This window comes from Prosthecobacter sp. (assembly GCF_044226605.1).
GTDB lineage: Bacteria > Verrucomicrobiota > Verrucomicrobiia > Verrucomicrobiales > Verrucomicrobiaceae > Prosthecobacter.
The window spans coordinates 166,004-180,947 of sequence record NZ_JBGAGS010000017.1 but is presented as its reverse complement, the minus strand read 5'-3'; the positions used below and the strand labels follow the sequence as shown (position 1 = coordinate 180,947).

The 14,944-nt window shown below is 60.9% G+C and carries 11 protein-coding genes; 5 read left to right on the top strand and 6 right to left on the bottom strand.

The genetic code is table 11. The features are described from left to right. Positions 1-194: 194 nt before the first annotated feature. The gene (locus ACILSO_RS23000; protein ID WP_395739811.1) at positions 195-1,418 is read right to left on the bottom strand and encodes a polysaccharide lyase 6 family protein; all 1,224 of its coding nucleotides are present in this window, start codon (positions 1,416-1,418) and stop codon (positions 195-197) included. A gap of 294 nt (positions 1,419-1,712) precedes the next feature. Here ACILSO_RS23000 and ACILSO_RS22995 point away from each other — a divergent pair, with 294 nt between their 5' ends. Then, positions 1,713-2,084, top strand: a complete 372-nt coding sequence (locus ACILSO_RS22995) for a VOC family protein (protein ID WP_395739810.1) — start codon at positions 1,713-1,715, stop codon at positions 2,082-2,084. 3 nt (positions 2,085-2,087) lie between these two features. On the opposite strand, the gene ruvA is transcribed toward ACILSO_RS22995, so the two are convergent. Together ruvA and htpG are read right to left on the bottom strand one after the other, a co-directional pair. Next, on the bottom strand, positions 2,088-2,693 hold the full coding sequence (gene ruvA, locus ACILSO_RS22990; protein ID WP_395739809.1) for a Holliday junction branch migration protein RuvA: 606 nt from the start codon (positions 2,691-2,693) through the stop codon (positions 2,088-2,090). A 383-nt stretch (positions 2,694-3,076) separates the two neighbouring features. Continuing rightward, a complete protein-coding gene (gene htpG, locus ACILSO_RS22985; RefSeq protein WP_395739808.1) occupies positions 3,077-4,915 on the bottom strand; it encodes a molecular chaperone HtpG in 1,839 nt (612 codons plus the stop codon). Here htpG and ACILSO_RS22980 point away from each other — a divergent pair. Both ACILSO_RS22980 and ACILSO_RS22975 read left to right on the top strand, forming a co-directional pair. Next, complete coding sequence (locus ACILSO_RS22980; protein WP_395739807.1) at positions 4,860-5,462, top strand: YidB family protein; 603 nt, start codon at positions 4,860-4,862, stop codon at positions 5,460-5,462. The genes htpG and ACILSO_RS22980 overlap by 56 nt on opposite strands. Positions 5,463-5,502: 40 nt before the next feature. Continuing rightward, the gene (locus ACILSO_RS22975; RefSeq protein WP_395739806.1) at positions 5,503-6,693 is read left to right on the top strand and encodes an ABC transporter permease; all 1,191 of its coding nucleotides are present in this window, start codon (positions 5,503-5,505) and stop codon (positions 6,691-6,693) included. A 335-nt stretch (positions 6,694-7,028) separates the two neighbouring features. On the opposite strand, the gene ACILSO_RS22970 is transcribed toward ACILSO_RS22975, so the two are convergent. After that, positions 7,029-8,969 (bottom strand): ABC transporter ATP-binding protein, encoded by a 1,941-nt coding sequence (locus ACILSO_RS22970; protein WP_395739805.1) that lies wholly within the window; start codon positions 8,967-8,969, stop codon positions 7,029-7,031. A gap of 11 nt (positions 8,970-8,980) precedes the next feature. Beyond that, positions 8,981-11,170 carry a hypothetical protein gene (locus ACILSO_RS22965; protein WP_395739804.1) on the bottom strand — a complete coding sequence of 730 codons (2,190 nt, stop codon included), beginning with the start codon at positions 11,168-11,170 and terminating at the stop codon, positions 8,981-8,983. 252 nt (positions 11,171-11,422) lie between these two features. Here ACILSO_RS22965 and ACILSO_RS22960 point away from each other — a divergent pair, with 252 nt between their 5' ends. Continuing rightward, positions 11,423-12,538 (top strand): zinc-binding dehydrogenase, encoded by a 1,116-nt coding sequence (locus ACILSO_RS22960; protein WP_395739803.1) that lies wholly within the window; start codon positions 11,423-11,425, stop codon positions 12,536-12,538. Positions 12,539-12,546: 8 nt separating this feature from the next. Beyond that, positions 12,547-12,789: a hypothetical protein gene (locus ACILSO_RS22955; protein WP_395739802.1), complete on the top strand. Its 243-nt coding sequence runs from the start codon at positions 12,547-12,549 to the stop codon at positions 12,787-12,789. Between the two features lie 611 nt (positions 12,790-13,400). Here the strand turns inward: ACILSO_RS22955 and ACILSO_RS22950 are convergent. Beyond that, complete coding sequence (locus ACILSO_RS22950; protein WP_395739801.1) at positions 13,401-14,909, bottom strand: N,N-dimethylformamidase beta subunit family domain-containing protein; 1,509 nt, start codon at positions 14,907-14,909, stop codon at positions 13,401-13,403. Positions 14,910-14,944: the final 35 nt, after the last annotated feature.

Genomic DNA, 14,944 nt, shown 5'->3' with positions numbered 1-14,944 from the left:
CGCTGCGACGTAATCATCCAGGCATGGCGGCAGCATCTGCAGTTCGCTGCGATCAGTTCCTCGAAGGTGGCTCATGCCCATCTTGTTGCGCATGAACGCCCCCGGTCAAACCGGTGAAATAGTTTTCACACAGCCTGGACGGCCCGCCCTACCTTTGCGCTGGGCGCGAGCCGGGTTTTGCCTCTAGGGGAACATCACTTTTTCCAGGAGGGGCCGGTGGGTTCTGGGACGAGGGACCAAGTGGCTTTCGGAAGCTCTTTGGCTGTTTCGTTTTCCTTCATGATCACGCCATCGACAGGACATTTGATTTCGAAAGCTTCGGCTTTGCTGGTCTGGATGGTGTTGCCCATGATGAGGGTTTCGATGGGAGGGAGCGTGGCTTTTTTGTCGCCCTGCATGCCGATGAGGATGTTGTGCTTGCAGTTGATGAAGGTATTGCCGCCGATCTTGGCGCGCTTGACCTGGAAGTAACCGTTGGGGACGGAGTCGGGGATGCCGAGCATGATGCAGAGGGCGCTGCGCTCATCGTCGCCGGTGAGGTTTTCAAAACGGTTGCCGGTGACGGTGTGGTCTTCGCCGATGATGCGAACGCCGCCCGCGCCTTTGGCGCCGTCGCCAATGAAGGTGTTGTTTTCAACGTTGCAGCCATTGCCGTGGCGGAGGGTGAGGGTGCCGGAGACGCCTTTGAAGGTGTTGTGACGGTAGAGGTTGCCGCAGGATTTGTTGGAGATGCATTCGGCTTCGCCATCGCATTTCTCGAAGAGGTTGTGCTCGACGATGCAGGCGGCGGTTTGCATGGAGGTTTTGCTGTCGCCGAGGCGGATGGTTTCGCCGCCGTTTTTGCCGAGCTTTTCGCGGGGGCCGAAGTGGTTGTGATCGATCTGGTGCTTGCCCTGGTCTTTGGCTTCATTGGAGAGCCAGACGACCATGGTGGTGCCTTCGGTGGTCTTGCCGGCGATATAGCAGTGATCGACGCGATTGCGGGCGCCGTAGATGGAGACGTATTGGGAGGAGCCAGTGGAGACGGGCCTGGCGTCGTTGGTGACGGCACAGTTGGTGATGCGGGAGTCGGTGGCGAGCTGCTTGGAGTCTTTGCGCAGTTCGATGACCTGCTCGCTGGTGGGATTTTGGAACCAGAGGCCGTCTACGATGATGTGGGAGCCGCCGACGGAGAGACGCGAGGCGCCGGTGAAGATGACTTTGCCGGGAGTTTGCGCTTTGATGGTGACGGGTTTTTCTGCGGTGCCTTCGGCGCTGAGCTTCAGCTTGGCATCGGCCCACGTGCCGTCTGCGAGGATGAGGATGTCGCCGGCAGCGAGGTTCTTGGCGGCGTCAGCTAACGCGGTGGCATCTGCGACGGGGATGTCCCGAGCCAAGGCGGGGACTGCGAGCAGGAGGGCGAAGACGAGAGGGCGCATGGTGGTGTATGAGAGATGGAGGAAGGTGGAACGGCAAGACGGATTTGCAGCATGCGGCTGTGTGTGAATGCGCAGCGCGGGAACAAGGAGTGGGGGCGCTGGGCTGCTGAAAGGCCTGGACGAGATCGGAAGTCAGCGGACGCGCGAGCCGCACAGAGGATTCCCTTCGGGGCTGCGCAGGTGCGGACCACTTCGGGCTGAGGTCGTGCGGGAGACACCCGGCGTGGGGGAGCGCGGGGTATTCTGGCGAAGCTGTGATTTGCTTTTGCAGCACTGCCGCTCACTCTTGCGGGCATGAAACCCAACCTTGTGTGGTTTGACATTCCGGCGGTCGATCTGGACCGGGCGATGCGTTTTTATGCGGCGGTGCTGGGGAGAGAGATGGAGAAAGAGGAGATCGGGGGCGTGCCGACGGTGATGCTGCCGACGAGCGACGGAGGGCAGCAGGGATGCATTGTGGTGGTGAAGGATTTCAAGCCTTCGGCGGATGGCATCATGATTTACTTTGATGTGAACGGAAGGCTGAAGGAGGCGGTGGCCGCGGTGCGGGCAAATGGCGGAACGGTGCAGCAGGATGTACACTCGATCGGGCAGTATGGCTTTCGCGCGGAGGTGCTGGATTCCGAAGGAAACTGCATCGCGCTGCATTCGGAGACGAATGCGTGAGGATTAATTCATGCTGCGCAGGGCTTCGCGGATGAGCTTGTCGGCGGTGTCCATGCCAGGGTTTTTGGCGAGGTCGTTGACGGCTTTGATGGCTTCGGACTGTTTGTAGCCGAGGGCGATGAGGCCGAGGACGGCGTCGGTTTGAGCCTCCTGTTTGGGATCGTGCGCGCCTTTGGCGGTGCGGGAGGCCTGCCAGGCATCGACGACGCCGACTTTGTCCTTGAGCTCCAGGACGATGCGTTCGGCGGTCTTGCCACCGACGCCTTTGATGCGGGAGAGGGATTTTACATCACCACTGATGACGGCGTCTTTGAAGGCGGCGACGGGCATGCCGCTGAGGACGCTGAGAGCCATCTTGGGGCCGATGCCGGAGACGCGGTCCATGAGGAGGCGGAAGAGATCGCGCTCGTCTGCGGTGATGAAACCAAAGAGGGTGTGATCGCGGTCGGTGACGTGGTAGTGGGTGAGAAGCTGAACTTTTTCACCGATCTGCGGGAGTTTGTCGAAGGTGGTGAGAGGAATGAGGACGAGGTAGCCCACGCCATTGACATCGATGGTGGCGCGGTGCGGGAGGGCTTCGGCGAGGAGGCCGCGAAGGAAGGCGATCATGCGGGCATGAAGGCGGGTGGGAGAGAAGGTGCAAGCGGAGGTTTGCTGCTTCTCATTTTCCAACTCGCGCACTTGAGCCTTCTACCACTTTAGGACGGAAGCTCGGAGGTCCCGAGTCGAAGGTTTGCTCTACACAGTCTCCTGTACGATTCGAGCAGCCGTCGCCGTGTTTTCCCCAATCCGCCGCGCTTTTTCCAAGTCGGTCAACAATGAATGGTCGTTGGGTTTTGCTCAAATTTATGGTGACTCGTGCAATAGGGGGCTAGCGAGCCGCACAGAGGATTCCCTTCGGGGCTGCGCAGGTGCGGACCACCTTGCTGGCGCCCACGAGCACGCCCTGCGGCGATAGCTCACCGCAGAGCACTCTGATCCTGTTCAAACCTTTACGCCGAGAGCTTCTCCATGAGCTTCTGGGTGCGCTCGATGATGCGCTGGGGTTCTTCAAGGAGACCGGCGGAGAGGAGGGCGTTATCCAGAATCTGCTCAGTGATAAGACCGGCGGTTTCGGGATCCTTTTCACGGAGGGTGGAAAGGTTGCGGACGAGCTGGTGCCGCGGATTGATTTCGAAGATGACCTTGGAGCCGGGCATGTCGCCGTCCTTGCCCATGGCTTTCATCATCTGGCGGATCTGCGGGCTCATCTCACCTTCGGGGGTGAGGACGAGGGCGGGGCTGCCGACGAGGCGCTTGCCAGTGCGGACGGTTTCGACCTGTGAGGTGAGGCGGTCTTTGATCCAGTCACAGAGAGAGGTGGCGTCGCTTTCGGGAAGGGCTTCGCCTTCGCCGGTGGCATCGCCAAGATCAATGTCGGGGGCGTTGACGGACTTGAGGTCCTTGTCCTCGAACTTGCTGAGGCTGGAGATGACGTATTCGTCGATGTGCTCAAACATGTAGAGCACTTCGAAGCCCTTGGCCTTGAAGGCGGCGACGTAGGGGCCGCTTTCGATGGTGCTGCGGGAGGTGGAGACCTGGTAGTAGATTTCCTTCTGGTCTTCCTTCATGCGCTTCACGTATTCGGTGAGGCTCACGGTTTCGCCGGGCTCGGTCATGCTGGACTCAAAGCGGAGGAGCTTGGCGATGGCGTCGCGATTGGTGTGGTCGGTGGCGATGCCTTCCTTGAAGAAGCGGCTGAAATGTGAGTAGAACTCATTGTACTTCTTGGGGTCTTCGACGGCTTCCTTGTCGAGGTGCTTGAGAAGGCGCTTGGCCACGACGTCGCCGAGCTTGCGGACGAGGGCGCTGTCCTGCATGGACTCGCGGGAGATGTTCAGCGGAAGGTCTTCGCTGTCGATGACGCCGCGGACGAAGCGCATCCACTCGGGGAGGAGTTTCTTGGGCTTGGGGTCGATGAGGACTTTTTTGCAGTAGAGGCCGACGTTTGGCTCCATCTGGCCCATGCCGTAGGACTCCATGTTTTGAGTCGGGGTGAAGAGCAGCGCATTGATGGCGATGGGGGACTCGGCCTGGAAGTGGAGGCGGTAGCTGGGATCGTCAAAGGCGTGGGCGGCGAAGCGGTAGAACTCCGTATACTGCTCTTCGGTGATGCTGTCCTTGGATTTGAGCCAGAGGGCTTCGACGGTGTTGACGCGCTCGGTGTCGAGGATGACGGGGAAGCTGACGAAGTTGGAGTATTTCTCCAAGATCTGCTTCACGCGATGCTTGGTGGCGAATTCGGCGGCGTCTTCCTTGAGGTGGAGGACGATTTTGCAACCGCGGGCTTCTTCGGAGGAATCGTCAATGGTGTAGCTGGAGGTGCCGTCGCTGGTCCAGACCAAGTGCTCGCCGTCATTGCGCCAGGAGTGAGTGTGGACTTCAACCTTGTCCGCCACCATGAAGGCAGAGTAGAAGCCGACGCCGAACTGGCCGATGAGGGAGGCGTCGTTTTGCTTGCCAGCGTTTTTGAGTGCGGCGGCGAAGGCCTTGGAGCCGGAGTGGGCGATGGTGCCGAGGTTTTCCACCAGCTCAGCGCGGGTCATGCCGATGCCGTGGTCCGCGATGGTAAGGGTACGGGCGGCTTCATCTGTGGTGATGGAGATTTCCAGCGCGGCGGAGGCATCAAAGACGTCCTTTTCCGTGAGCTGGGTAAGGCGCATCTTTTCCATCGCGTCAGAAGCGTTGGAGACGAGCTCGCGGATGAAGATCTCGCGGTCGGTGTAGAGGCTGTGGATGACGATATCGAGGACTTGTTTGACTTCGGCCTGGAATTCGTGGGTTTGGCTCATGGTAGTTTTTGTTGGTTTGGGGGCGAAGAGAGTAGCGGGACGGGGACGGAGGTCAAGGGTGTGCAGGTCTCTTGACATTCCCCTCCCCTCCCCCACACTCGGGGTTCCTATGGGACTCTTTGATTCACTCGCAAAAAATGCGCTGGGCGGCATGCTCGGCGGCTCTGGTAAAATGGACCCGGCAGCGATGCTCTCTGGAATGCTGAGCGAAGCGGGAGGGCTGAGCGGGATGATGGCGCAGTTTGAAAAGGCAGGCATGGGCGCCACCTTTTCCTCCTGGGTGGGAACGGGAAAAAATGAGCCTATCAGCGCCGAACAAATGCAGGCGGCCGTGGGCGTGGACCATCTGAACAATCTGGCGGCCAAGGTGGGCATGAACGTGAACACGGTGCTGCCGCTGCTGTCCCAATTTCTGCCACAGGTGATCGACAAACTGACCCCGCATGGACACATCCATGAGGACCACCCGAGCGGCAGCCAGATCCAGAGCGTGCTGACGAGTGTGATCAGCAGCAGCTTCGGCGGGCTGTTTGGCGGCGGCAGATAACGGCTGCGCCGCGGCACGAACCACGCACGTAATCCTGCTCATGCTGCGACTTGCGCTTAAAATGCTGTTTGGTGACACCGCGAAGTACCTGATGCTCGTGGCAGGGATCGCGGTGGCGACGTTTTTGATGGCGCAGCAGACGGCGGTGTTTTGCGGGCTCATGAACTGGACAAAGTCGACACTGAAAAATGTGCCGGCGCCGATCTGGGTGGTGGAGGAGAAGGTGGAGCAGGTGAATGAGACGAACCCGCTGCTGGACACGGATGTGGCGCGGGTACGCAGTGTGAGCAGTGTGGCGTGGGCAGCGCCGATCTATTCGGGCATTCAGCGGGTGCGGCTGGAGAACGGGAATTTTAAGATGATCCAGCTCATCGGCATTGATTCGAACACGCTGGCGGGTGCGCCGGCGAAGATGCTGGAGGGCGATCTCATGAAGCTGCGGCTGCCGCATTCGGTGATCATTGACGACCTGGGGGTGATGCGGCTGGCCAAGAAGCGCGGAGACAAAGTGAAGGTGGGAGATGTGTTTGAACTGAATGACCAGGAGGCGCGCGTGGTGGGGATTGCAGATGCGGCGACGTCATTCACCGGCGGACCTTATGTGTGGACGACGTATGAACGCGCGCTGCAGTATGTGCCGGCGCAGCGGAAGATGCTGCAGGCGGTGATCTGCGCGCCGCGCGAGGGAGTCAGCCTGGACCAGGTGGCTGCGGACATCCGACAAAAAACGGGCCTGAAGGCGTTCATCAACCGGGATGCCGACTTCGGTGAATTCTGGGGCCAGCGGGGCGGCGGTGAGACGGACAACTTCAATGTTTCAACCGTGTGGTGGTATGTGAAAAACACGGGCATTCCTTTCTCGTTTGGCATCACCGTCGTCATCGGACTGCTGGTGGGGGTGGCGGTGAGCTGCCAGACGTTTTACTCGTTTGTGCTGGAGAACATGCGGCACCTGGGAGCCCTGAAAGCGATGGGCACCTCCAACGGGACGCTGTGCCTGATGCTGATCACGCAGGCATTTACGGTGGGGCTGATCGGCTATGGGATCGGGCTGCTGGGCACGGCGGGATTTGCGATGGGGGCGCTGAAGAATGAGCAGCCACCTTTTTACATGCCGGAGTTTGTGCCGTTTGCGGTGCTGGGGGTGGTGCTGGGGATCTGCTCGCTGGCGGCGCTGCTGGGAATCTGGAGGGTGAGCAGGCTGGAGCCGGCGATGGTGTTTAGGAGCTAGGCAGGGAAGCGATTTATGATTTACGATTTTTGATTTATGATTTGGGGGAGGCCGGAGAGTGGTGACGCGGAGGAAGTGGGTGTGGCGTGAGAGGTTTGGATTGCCGCAAAGGTGCGCAAGAAGGCGCAAAAATGGGGGAGGAGGGGATGTGCGGTCTCGGGACTTTGATTCCGAGGCGGGGCGGTCGCGGTATCGGAATACCGCGCTACAACCGGGCATGGCCGTGGAGGGGCCGTGACACTCTTTGCACAAGGGGAGGTGCGAACTGCGAGCGGGGTGGGTGAATGGCAAACGCTGGCCGACGGACAGCAGTGGCCATCGTACTCCGGAGGGAACTACTCGAGCTGGAGTTTGGCGAGGGAACCGTAGAGGGAGCCGGGTTTGGCGACGAGTTCGTCGTGGGTGCCGCGTTCGAGGATGGCGCCGGAGGACATGACGAGGATCTGATCGCAACGGCGGACGGTGCTGAGGCGGTGGGCGATGATGATGCTGGTGCGGTTTTCCATCAGCTTGTCGAGCGCGTCCTGCACGAGGCGCTCGCTCTCGGCATCGAGACTGCTGGTGGCTTCGTCGAGGACGAGGATGGCGGGATCTGCGAGGATGGCACGGGCGATGGCGATGCGCTGGCGCTGGCCGCCGGACAGCTGGGTGCCGCGATCTCCGACGAGGGTCTGGTAGCCTTCGGTGAGGCCGGCGATGAATTCGTGGGCGTTGGCTTTTCTGGCAGCGCTGATGATTTCTTCCTCGGTGGCGTCGGGTTTGCCGTAGGCGATGTTTTCCTTGATGCTGCCACCGAAGAGAAGGACCTCCTGCGGAACGAGGGCGAGATTGCGACGCAGAGTGGTAAGCGACATGTCCCGGATGGGCTGGCCGTCGATGCGGATCTCTCCGGTGGTGGGATCGTAGAAGCGGAAGAGGAGGGAGACGCTGGTGGATTTGCCGGAGCCGCTGGGGCCGACGAGAGCGATGCGCTGCCCGGCCCTGGCCTGGAGATTGAAATCGCGAAGGACGACGGCTTCGGGGCGGGTGGGATAAGCGAAGCTGACATCGCGAATCTCGATCTCTCCTTTGAAGCGCTGTTTTGGTTCCTTGGCGGAATCTTCAGGCTCGGTCTGATCGCGGAGGATTTCACGCACGCGCTCGGTGGCGCCGAGGGAGCGCTGGAGCTGGGTGATGAGCTCCGGGAACTGCATGAAGGAGGCGGCGATCATGCCGCTGAGCCCGGCAAACTGGGTGAGCTCCTCCTTGCCGATGCCGCCGTCATTGAGCATGCGCATGGCGTACCAAGTAACGAGGATGAGGGCGACGCTGAAGGCGAAGATGATGAAAGCGATGAAGGAGGCGCGGGGGACGGCCGCACGCAGAACGGTGCGCAGGTACTCGCTGAGATTTTTGTCGTAGCGGGCGAGCTCGTAGGCCTCGTTGCGGAAGGCTTTCACGCTGACGATGCTTTGCAGGCTTTCATCCACAATCACCTGGGACGAGGCGAGATTATCCTGGGCGCGCTTGGTGAGCTTGCGGATGCGCGCGCCGAAGATGGCAATCATGATGATGACCACGGGGATGGTGCCGACCATGAAGAGGGAGAGTCTGACGGACATGTTCAGGATCAGCACCATGCAGAGCGAGAGCATGACCGTGTGGCGGATGAGCATGGGGATGGTGACCACGAGGGTCTCGCGCATGGCCTCGACGTCGTTCGCCAGACGGGAGGCGAGCTCGCCGACGCGGCGCTTGTTCAGCGTGGCCATGGGCAGGCGGATGATGCGGCTGAAGGTGTCCAGGCGCAGGGCGGCGAGGGCGCGTTCGGAGGCCTTGGCAAAGAGCATGATGCGGAAGAAAGCGATGACAGCCTGGGCACTGACAAGTGCCACAAGATACCATGCGCTGCGGGTGAGCTCATCCATCCACGCGGCACCGCTGGCGCCTTTCAGGCTGCTGTCCAATGCGGCGGCATGGCCGGCAGCATCTTTCAGTTCAGCGCCCCACTCAGGCCTGGCAGCCTCGGCAGGCCAGCCACCTGCCAGGGTGGAAAGCTGAGCGGCAAGCGCCTTGAACTGAGCGATCCACTCCGCACCGATGCCGCCGCCGAGCCCCTTCCCTGCGAGCGCAGCCAGCTCCTTGATAAAAAGGATGGTCATGCCGCCAGTGATGGCCAGGGCGATGAGCGCCGGGATGAACACATTGTAATGCGGACGCAGGTAGGTGAGGAAAAAGCCGGCATCCTTCCACGCCGCGCGGTCCCACAGTTTTTTGCTAGCTCGTTCTTCAGCCATGTTCTTTTTCTCTACTCCACACGAACCGTCCAGCGGAGGGTGGGTTTATCGGTCAGTTCCAGCACACCCAGACTCTCGGCATCGTCACCATGACGGCTGCTGCGGGTGAGAAAGTAGGTGCGGCCACCGGCTTTGAGGCGGAAATTCAAGCCCAGCTGGCTGTTGCCATTTCCGAGCGCCCATTCATGCAGGTAGAGGTAGCTCTTTGGCAGGGCAATCGTGAGCCTGCGGCCGCCGCCTGCGGAGCTGCTGACCGCCGCCTGGATGTCCTTGGTATCAAAAAAGGCGGCATACTCATTGCCAAAGGCCCACGGGGCGATGGGATCGATCACTGCATCACCATCAGCGGCTTTGCCAGTCAAGCGGATGGCAGCGGTGCCCCCCGATGTCAGGCGCTTGCCATAACTGCGCGCGTCAAGGTTCAGGAGGAGTTCAAAGGCCCGGCCAGATTCGTCGTCGGTGAGATTGACCCCGGTCAAATCGAGGGTGAAGAACAGCTTCATGCTGTCGGCATCCGCTCGGAGAGTCACCGCGCTGGACTGGCCGTCTGCGGTGGTCATGGGCACCACTTCCTTCAGCCCGATGTTGCGAATGATTTCGACGCTGCGATCAAAGTTTTGACTGATGCCGCCGGAGGTTACGGTCATTTTCAGGGGCAGGACCTGGCGCACCGGAACCTTCCCGTCTGCCGCCGGCATGGCGAGGGAGAGCTTCAGCATTTCCGAACCGCTGGCATCGAGGGAGATTTTTCCCTCCTGCTTCCTGCCATTCCAACCGGACTCCCAGGCAGCGGAAAGGCCGGAGCCGGAGCTGTTTTCGATCTCGAGTTCAGGGGAGAACTCAGATTCCTGATTGAATGCAACGCGTGCATTCCAAGTGACGCTGAAAGGCTGAAGCGGAACGACCATGTCTTCGATGCGGGACTGCCTGCCCGAGACAATGAGGACGGGCAGGCGCATCCTGCCATCAGCAAGGGGCAGGCAGCTGGGATCTGTGATGGCGTAGTTCACCTTCATTGCCTGGCTGGCGCCGGGAGCGAACTTGATTTCCGGATTGGTGTCCTTGGGTTTAAGGCCGGAGGGAACAAGGGGTAGAACGGTCAGAGACAAATCTTCGCGGCGCGTATTGGTGATCTGAAACTCGAGCGCCAGCGCGCCCTGGCCCTGCATGGTGGCTCTGGCTTCGCTGATCTGCCAGGCGACAGCGGGTGGGCCCAGCATGACATCCTGATAGAGGATGCGCCCCATGACCGAGTGCATGGCCGCCGTGGGGGTGGCCGCAGAACCGGCCGATGGCAGGTTCAGGAGGCTTTGATACTCCTGCATCAAAGCAGGAAAAAGCTGATCCGCGCCGTGTGCGCCAGGAGGAGTCTCCAGGAGCCGTGAGAGGTCTCCCAGATCGGAGAAAAGAATGTTTTCCGCAGCACAGGCATCGCGCAACACGCTGACGGGTGTGCGGGTAAGAGCGAGGCTGGCCTCCTCCGGCTCCGCAGCCTGAGGCACCGGGCCGGCAACGAGGACCTCCAGGCGCCTGCCGCGAGCGGTGTCCAGAAGGCTGCGAAACGCCGCCGCCACATCGGGAGCAGCCACACCTGCAAGGCCGTCTTCAAGCCCCTGAGCGAGCAGCACCAGATCCGGCTGGCCGGTAACGCCCTCCGAGGCCAGAGCCGCAGCAGCGGACACGATGCTCGAGGTGCGCACGGGCTGGAGCAGAATTTCAGGCCCGAGGACTTTGGACTCCTTGCTGCGGAGTTTTGAGCCGGGACGCACAACGCGCACCCCGCCGGTGTAGTAAAACTGCGCCGCGAGCTTGCTGGCAAAAACGCCTGCGAAACTCTTCAGCAAGGGATCCGCGCCAGCATCCGCCTTGGCACCATCGAGGATGGCATCTCCGAGCACGACGATCTGCACACGCTCGCGCCGGTTGAGCTTGAGGAAGGTCTGGGGGAGGAACTTGCGCCAGCGGTCTCGCTCCACGGGCGAGAGGTCGAAATAGGTCTGGGTCTGAATCGCAGGGGAAGGCAGCCTCACTTCGATGTCCTGAGCGGCCTTTTTCAACGCCGGGAGGTCTGGCAGCTTCTCAGCAGCAGGGGCGGGCACCGCCGGCGCCGGCGCAGGAGCCACGGGGGCCTGTGCGTGGAGCCCAGTCACGCCCAGCAAAGCCAGGGCGAGGAGTAGGTATGTCTTGCGGTTGGAAAACATGCGGGTGCTATCTCAGCGAGGCCAGCGGCGGCTGCAACCGGGGAGTGCAGGCTGCACGGGTGATTCCAAGGAAGTGGCGCGGCGTGTGGGAGTGCTTTGGTGGAGGAGGCGGAAGATTGGGTGAAGCGGCGCGGCGGGGGTGCGAGGGCATTGAGGGATCAGGATGATCCCACTCCTTCAAGCTGGTCCGCCCTGCAGCAAGTTCGGCAATGTATCGCTTGCCCGCCGGGCGGGATTCTCTCTCATCCCGCCATGTCCACCCTCGCCCCAGCCGCCGTTTTGTATGAAGCGAAAAAGCCTCTGCGCATTGAAGAAGTGAAAGTGCTGCCGCCGCAGGCGGGTGAAGTGACGGTGCGGATGAAAGCTGCGGGGGTGTGCCACAGCGACCTGCATGTGATGAAGGGGGACCTGACGATGCCGATGCCGATCATCCTGGGGCATGAGGGGAGCGGAGTGATCGAGGCCGTGGGAGAAGGTGTGACCTCCGTGGAGGTGGGGGATCATGTGATCCTGGTGTGGCGTGGCTCGTGCGGGAAATGCGAGTACTGCAGCAGCGGCCGCCCTGCGCTGTGTGACATGGGCACGGCGATGCGCTTCACGGGCCTGATGCCGGACGGCACGACGCGCTTTCAAAACTCTGCGGGCGAGAGCATCCGGCATTATGCGGGGGTTTCGGCGTTCTCGTCTCTGGCGACGATGCCGCAGGCTTCGGTGGTGAAGATTCCAAAGGAGTTTTCATTTGAGAAGGCGGCTCTCATAGGCTGCGGTGTGATCACGGGCGTAGGTGCGGTGGAGAAGGCAGCGCGAGTGCAGCCGAACAGCACGGTGGCGGTGATCGGCTGCGGCGGCATCGGCTTGAACATCGTGCAGGCGGCGCGGATGGCCGGGGCGCGGCAGATCATCGCGGTGGACAAATTCAGCCGGAAGGAAGGCGATGCGCGGCAGTTCGGCGCGACGGATTATGTGGATGTGAACGCGGGCGATCCGGTGCAGGCGATCAAGGACCTGACGGAGGGCAAAGGCGTGGACTATGCGTTTGAGGCGTATGGCTCGGGCAAGACGGCGGAGCAGGCCTTTGACGCGACGAAGAAGGGCGGGATGTGCGTGATGGTGGGGATCACCAGCGCGGCGGATCGGGCTTCGATCAATGTGAACCAGCTGGTGTATGCGGAGAAGACGCTGCGTGGCAGCCTGTATGGGAGCACGCAGCCGAGGAAGGATCTGCTGCTGCTGATCGGCATGCATCAGTCGGGGAGATTGATGCTGGATGAGCTGGTGACGAAGCGGTATCCGCTGGAGGGGATCAATGAAGCCTATGATGCGCTGCAGAGGGGCGAGGTGGCGCGGAGTTTGATTGTGTTTGAATAGAAGGGCCTATGGAATACGCGGAAGACGCGGAATCCAGAGGGGAGATCAGAATGGAGCGAAAGATGACGTGCATCACACTCGAGTTTCCTGATTCTTTGATTCGCGGCATTCAAGAGCTGGCGGCGAAGGATGGCTATTCGGTGGAACAGTTTCTGATTTCGGCGGCGGGAGAGAAACTGTCGCGATTGTGGCGGAGGATTATCTGGATAAGAGGGCGACGCGGGCTGATGTCGTGGAGTTTGGTCGTGTGATGGCTCAGGTGCAGGAAGTGGAGGGTGATGAGATGCGGTGATTTTCACCGGGCAACGAAGCTTGTATCTCCTCGGGATTGCCCCCTCACCCTTACCTCTCCCCAAGGAAGGCATGGGTGTTGCCCTATCATCGAGGGGGAGAGGGGATTTGCGTTTTGTTCGCTCGTTGCTGCTGAGTGTTGGAGGGAGATCTTGAGCGAGCGTTTTTGAAGATTCAAAAACCTGATGAGTCCTTCGTGCCGGTCATCCTAGAGCATGAGTGAGAACTTTCCCGAAGAGACGCAGAGCCACGCTGGTATACCACAGCACGGGTGAGGAGACAGTGAGACCTACCAGCAAGCGCGACCACCAGCGAAGGCCGAGGTGTTGTAGGAAGCTGCCTATGGCAGGAAACAGAAACGCGGCGAGGCAAAGCCAGACATAGTGATGCTCCATCAGTTTCCAAAGATGCTCCGAGCGGAGACAGGCATCATCGGCATAGGCGATGGCAAACTGATGCTGTTGAAGAAATGCGAATTTCAAACGGCCAGCGTGATGCGCGCCGAGAGCAGAGACGGGTGCGAATGACCATGCGGCCACCTCGAGTGCTCTCGCGCTGGCGATTTGCCATTTCACGCGAGGGCTCTTGCGATGGCGTTTTTTGTTATCTGCTGCACACGTTCATCCGGACCATGTGGGCGGGAGTAGTGGCTCCAGGGGATCATGTGGCCGGGGGGATCGCTGAGGGCTTGGGACCAGAAGATGGTGGTGGCGTTGAAGACGATGTTTTTCTTCGGGCCTTCGTAAACGGTGGCGGCGTATTTGCCGAGGCGGGTGCCGCCGGCCCAAACGTTGCCTTCAGCGATGACTTCGAGGCCGGGGCGGGCGGTGTCGGGATCGCCGTGGAATTCCCAGCCGACGAGACCGGGGATGCTGTCGCCTTGTTTCATGCCGGTGCCGGCGAAGAGCCAGTGGTCGGGCTTCACACAGGTCCAGTCTCCACCGCCATTGAAGGGAACGATGGTGCGGGCGCCGATGATGTCGCGCTCATCCGGGCCGGGGCTTTCGAAGGGGCCAAGGATCTTTGAATAGGCGGCTTTTTCTTCCTCGCGGAATTCACCGTAGCAGGTCTCACGAGTTAGGCGGCGGTTGGGGGCTCCCGTCGCGCTGGGGGTGAAGGGTGTGACCATGTAAACGTCGTTGGCTGAGAGCCAGAGGACGCTGAGGCCGTTGGCGATGGCCTGCTTGACGTTGTCATACTGGCGGAGGTCCCAGTATTCGTCGTGCCCGACGCTGAGCATGGTTTTGACGCGGGCGAGATTGGCGGGGTTGAGGTTATCGACGTTGGAGCAGTAAGTGACGTCGTAGCCTTCTTTTTCGAGCCAGTAGCAAAGGGGAAATTCCCAGAGGAGGAACTCGCCGCTGCCCATGCTTTGGGGATTGTCGAAGATCTGGACGTATTTGCCGTAGGGGCGGTCAAAGCTGACGCTGACGCCGGGGGCATGGGCGGCGCGGGGATCGGTGTAGAGAGACTCGTTGACGGGCCAGCGGTTGTAGGCCTGCCAGGTGTTGTCGCTGCACTGGAAGAGGATGTCGGCTGGGCGGTCGTCGGTGACGATGAAGATGATGTAGCTCTGCCAGTAGGGTTTGTCGGCGGACTCAGGAATGGTGGAGAGCCTGCCGAGATAGACGCCGCTGGGCCAGTCCTGCGGGATCGTGAGCGTCGTAGTGGCTTCCCACTGGCACTCGCGGAGGCGTTTGTCTTCCATCTCGGGGACGGGCTGTGTTTTGCCTTCAAAGGGGCCGAGGGTGGTCATCAAGCGTGAGCCTGCACCGCCGTAATAGCCCATGCGGAAGAGGTCGATGGTGAACTGGGCGGCGGGTTTGGTGCTGACGAAGATATCGATCTTTTCGCCAGCTTTGACGGACTGGCGGGAGCAGTAGCCTTCGATGAGGGAGGTGCGGTAGGACTTCAAATCATCCGGCCGCATGCGAGTGAGCTGGAAGCTGGCACCGGGCCGGGCGTTTTCGGCTTTGATGAGATCGGGCTGGCGTTTGGCCGAAGGTGCGGACAGAACCCGACGCGCGCTGGTAATGGCGGCGGCGGCGCTGGTGGTTTTGATGAAATCGCGGCGATCCATGAGAAGAGCAATACGAGAGCGTGGCGGCGCGTATA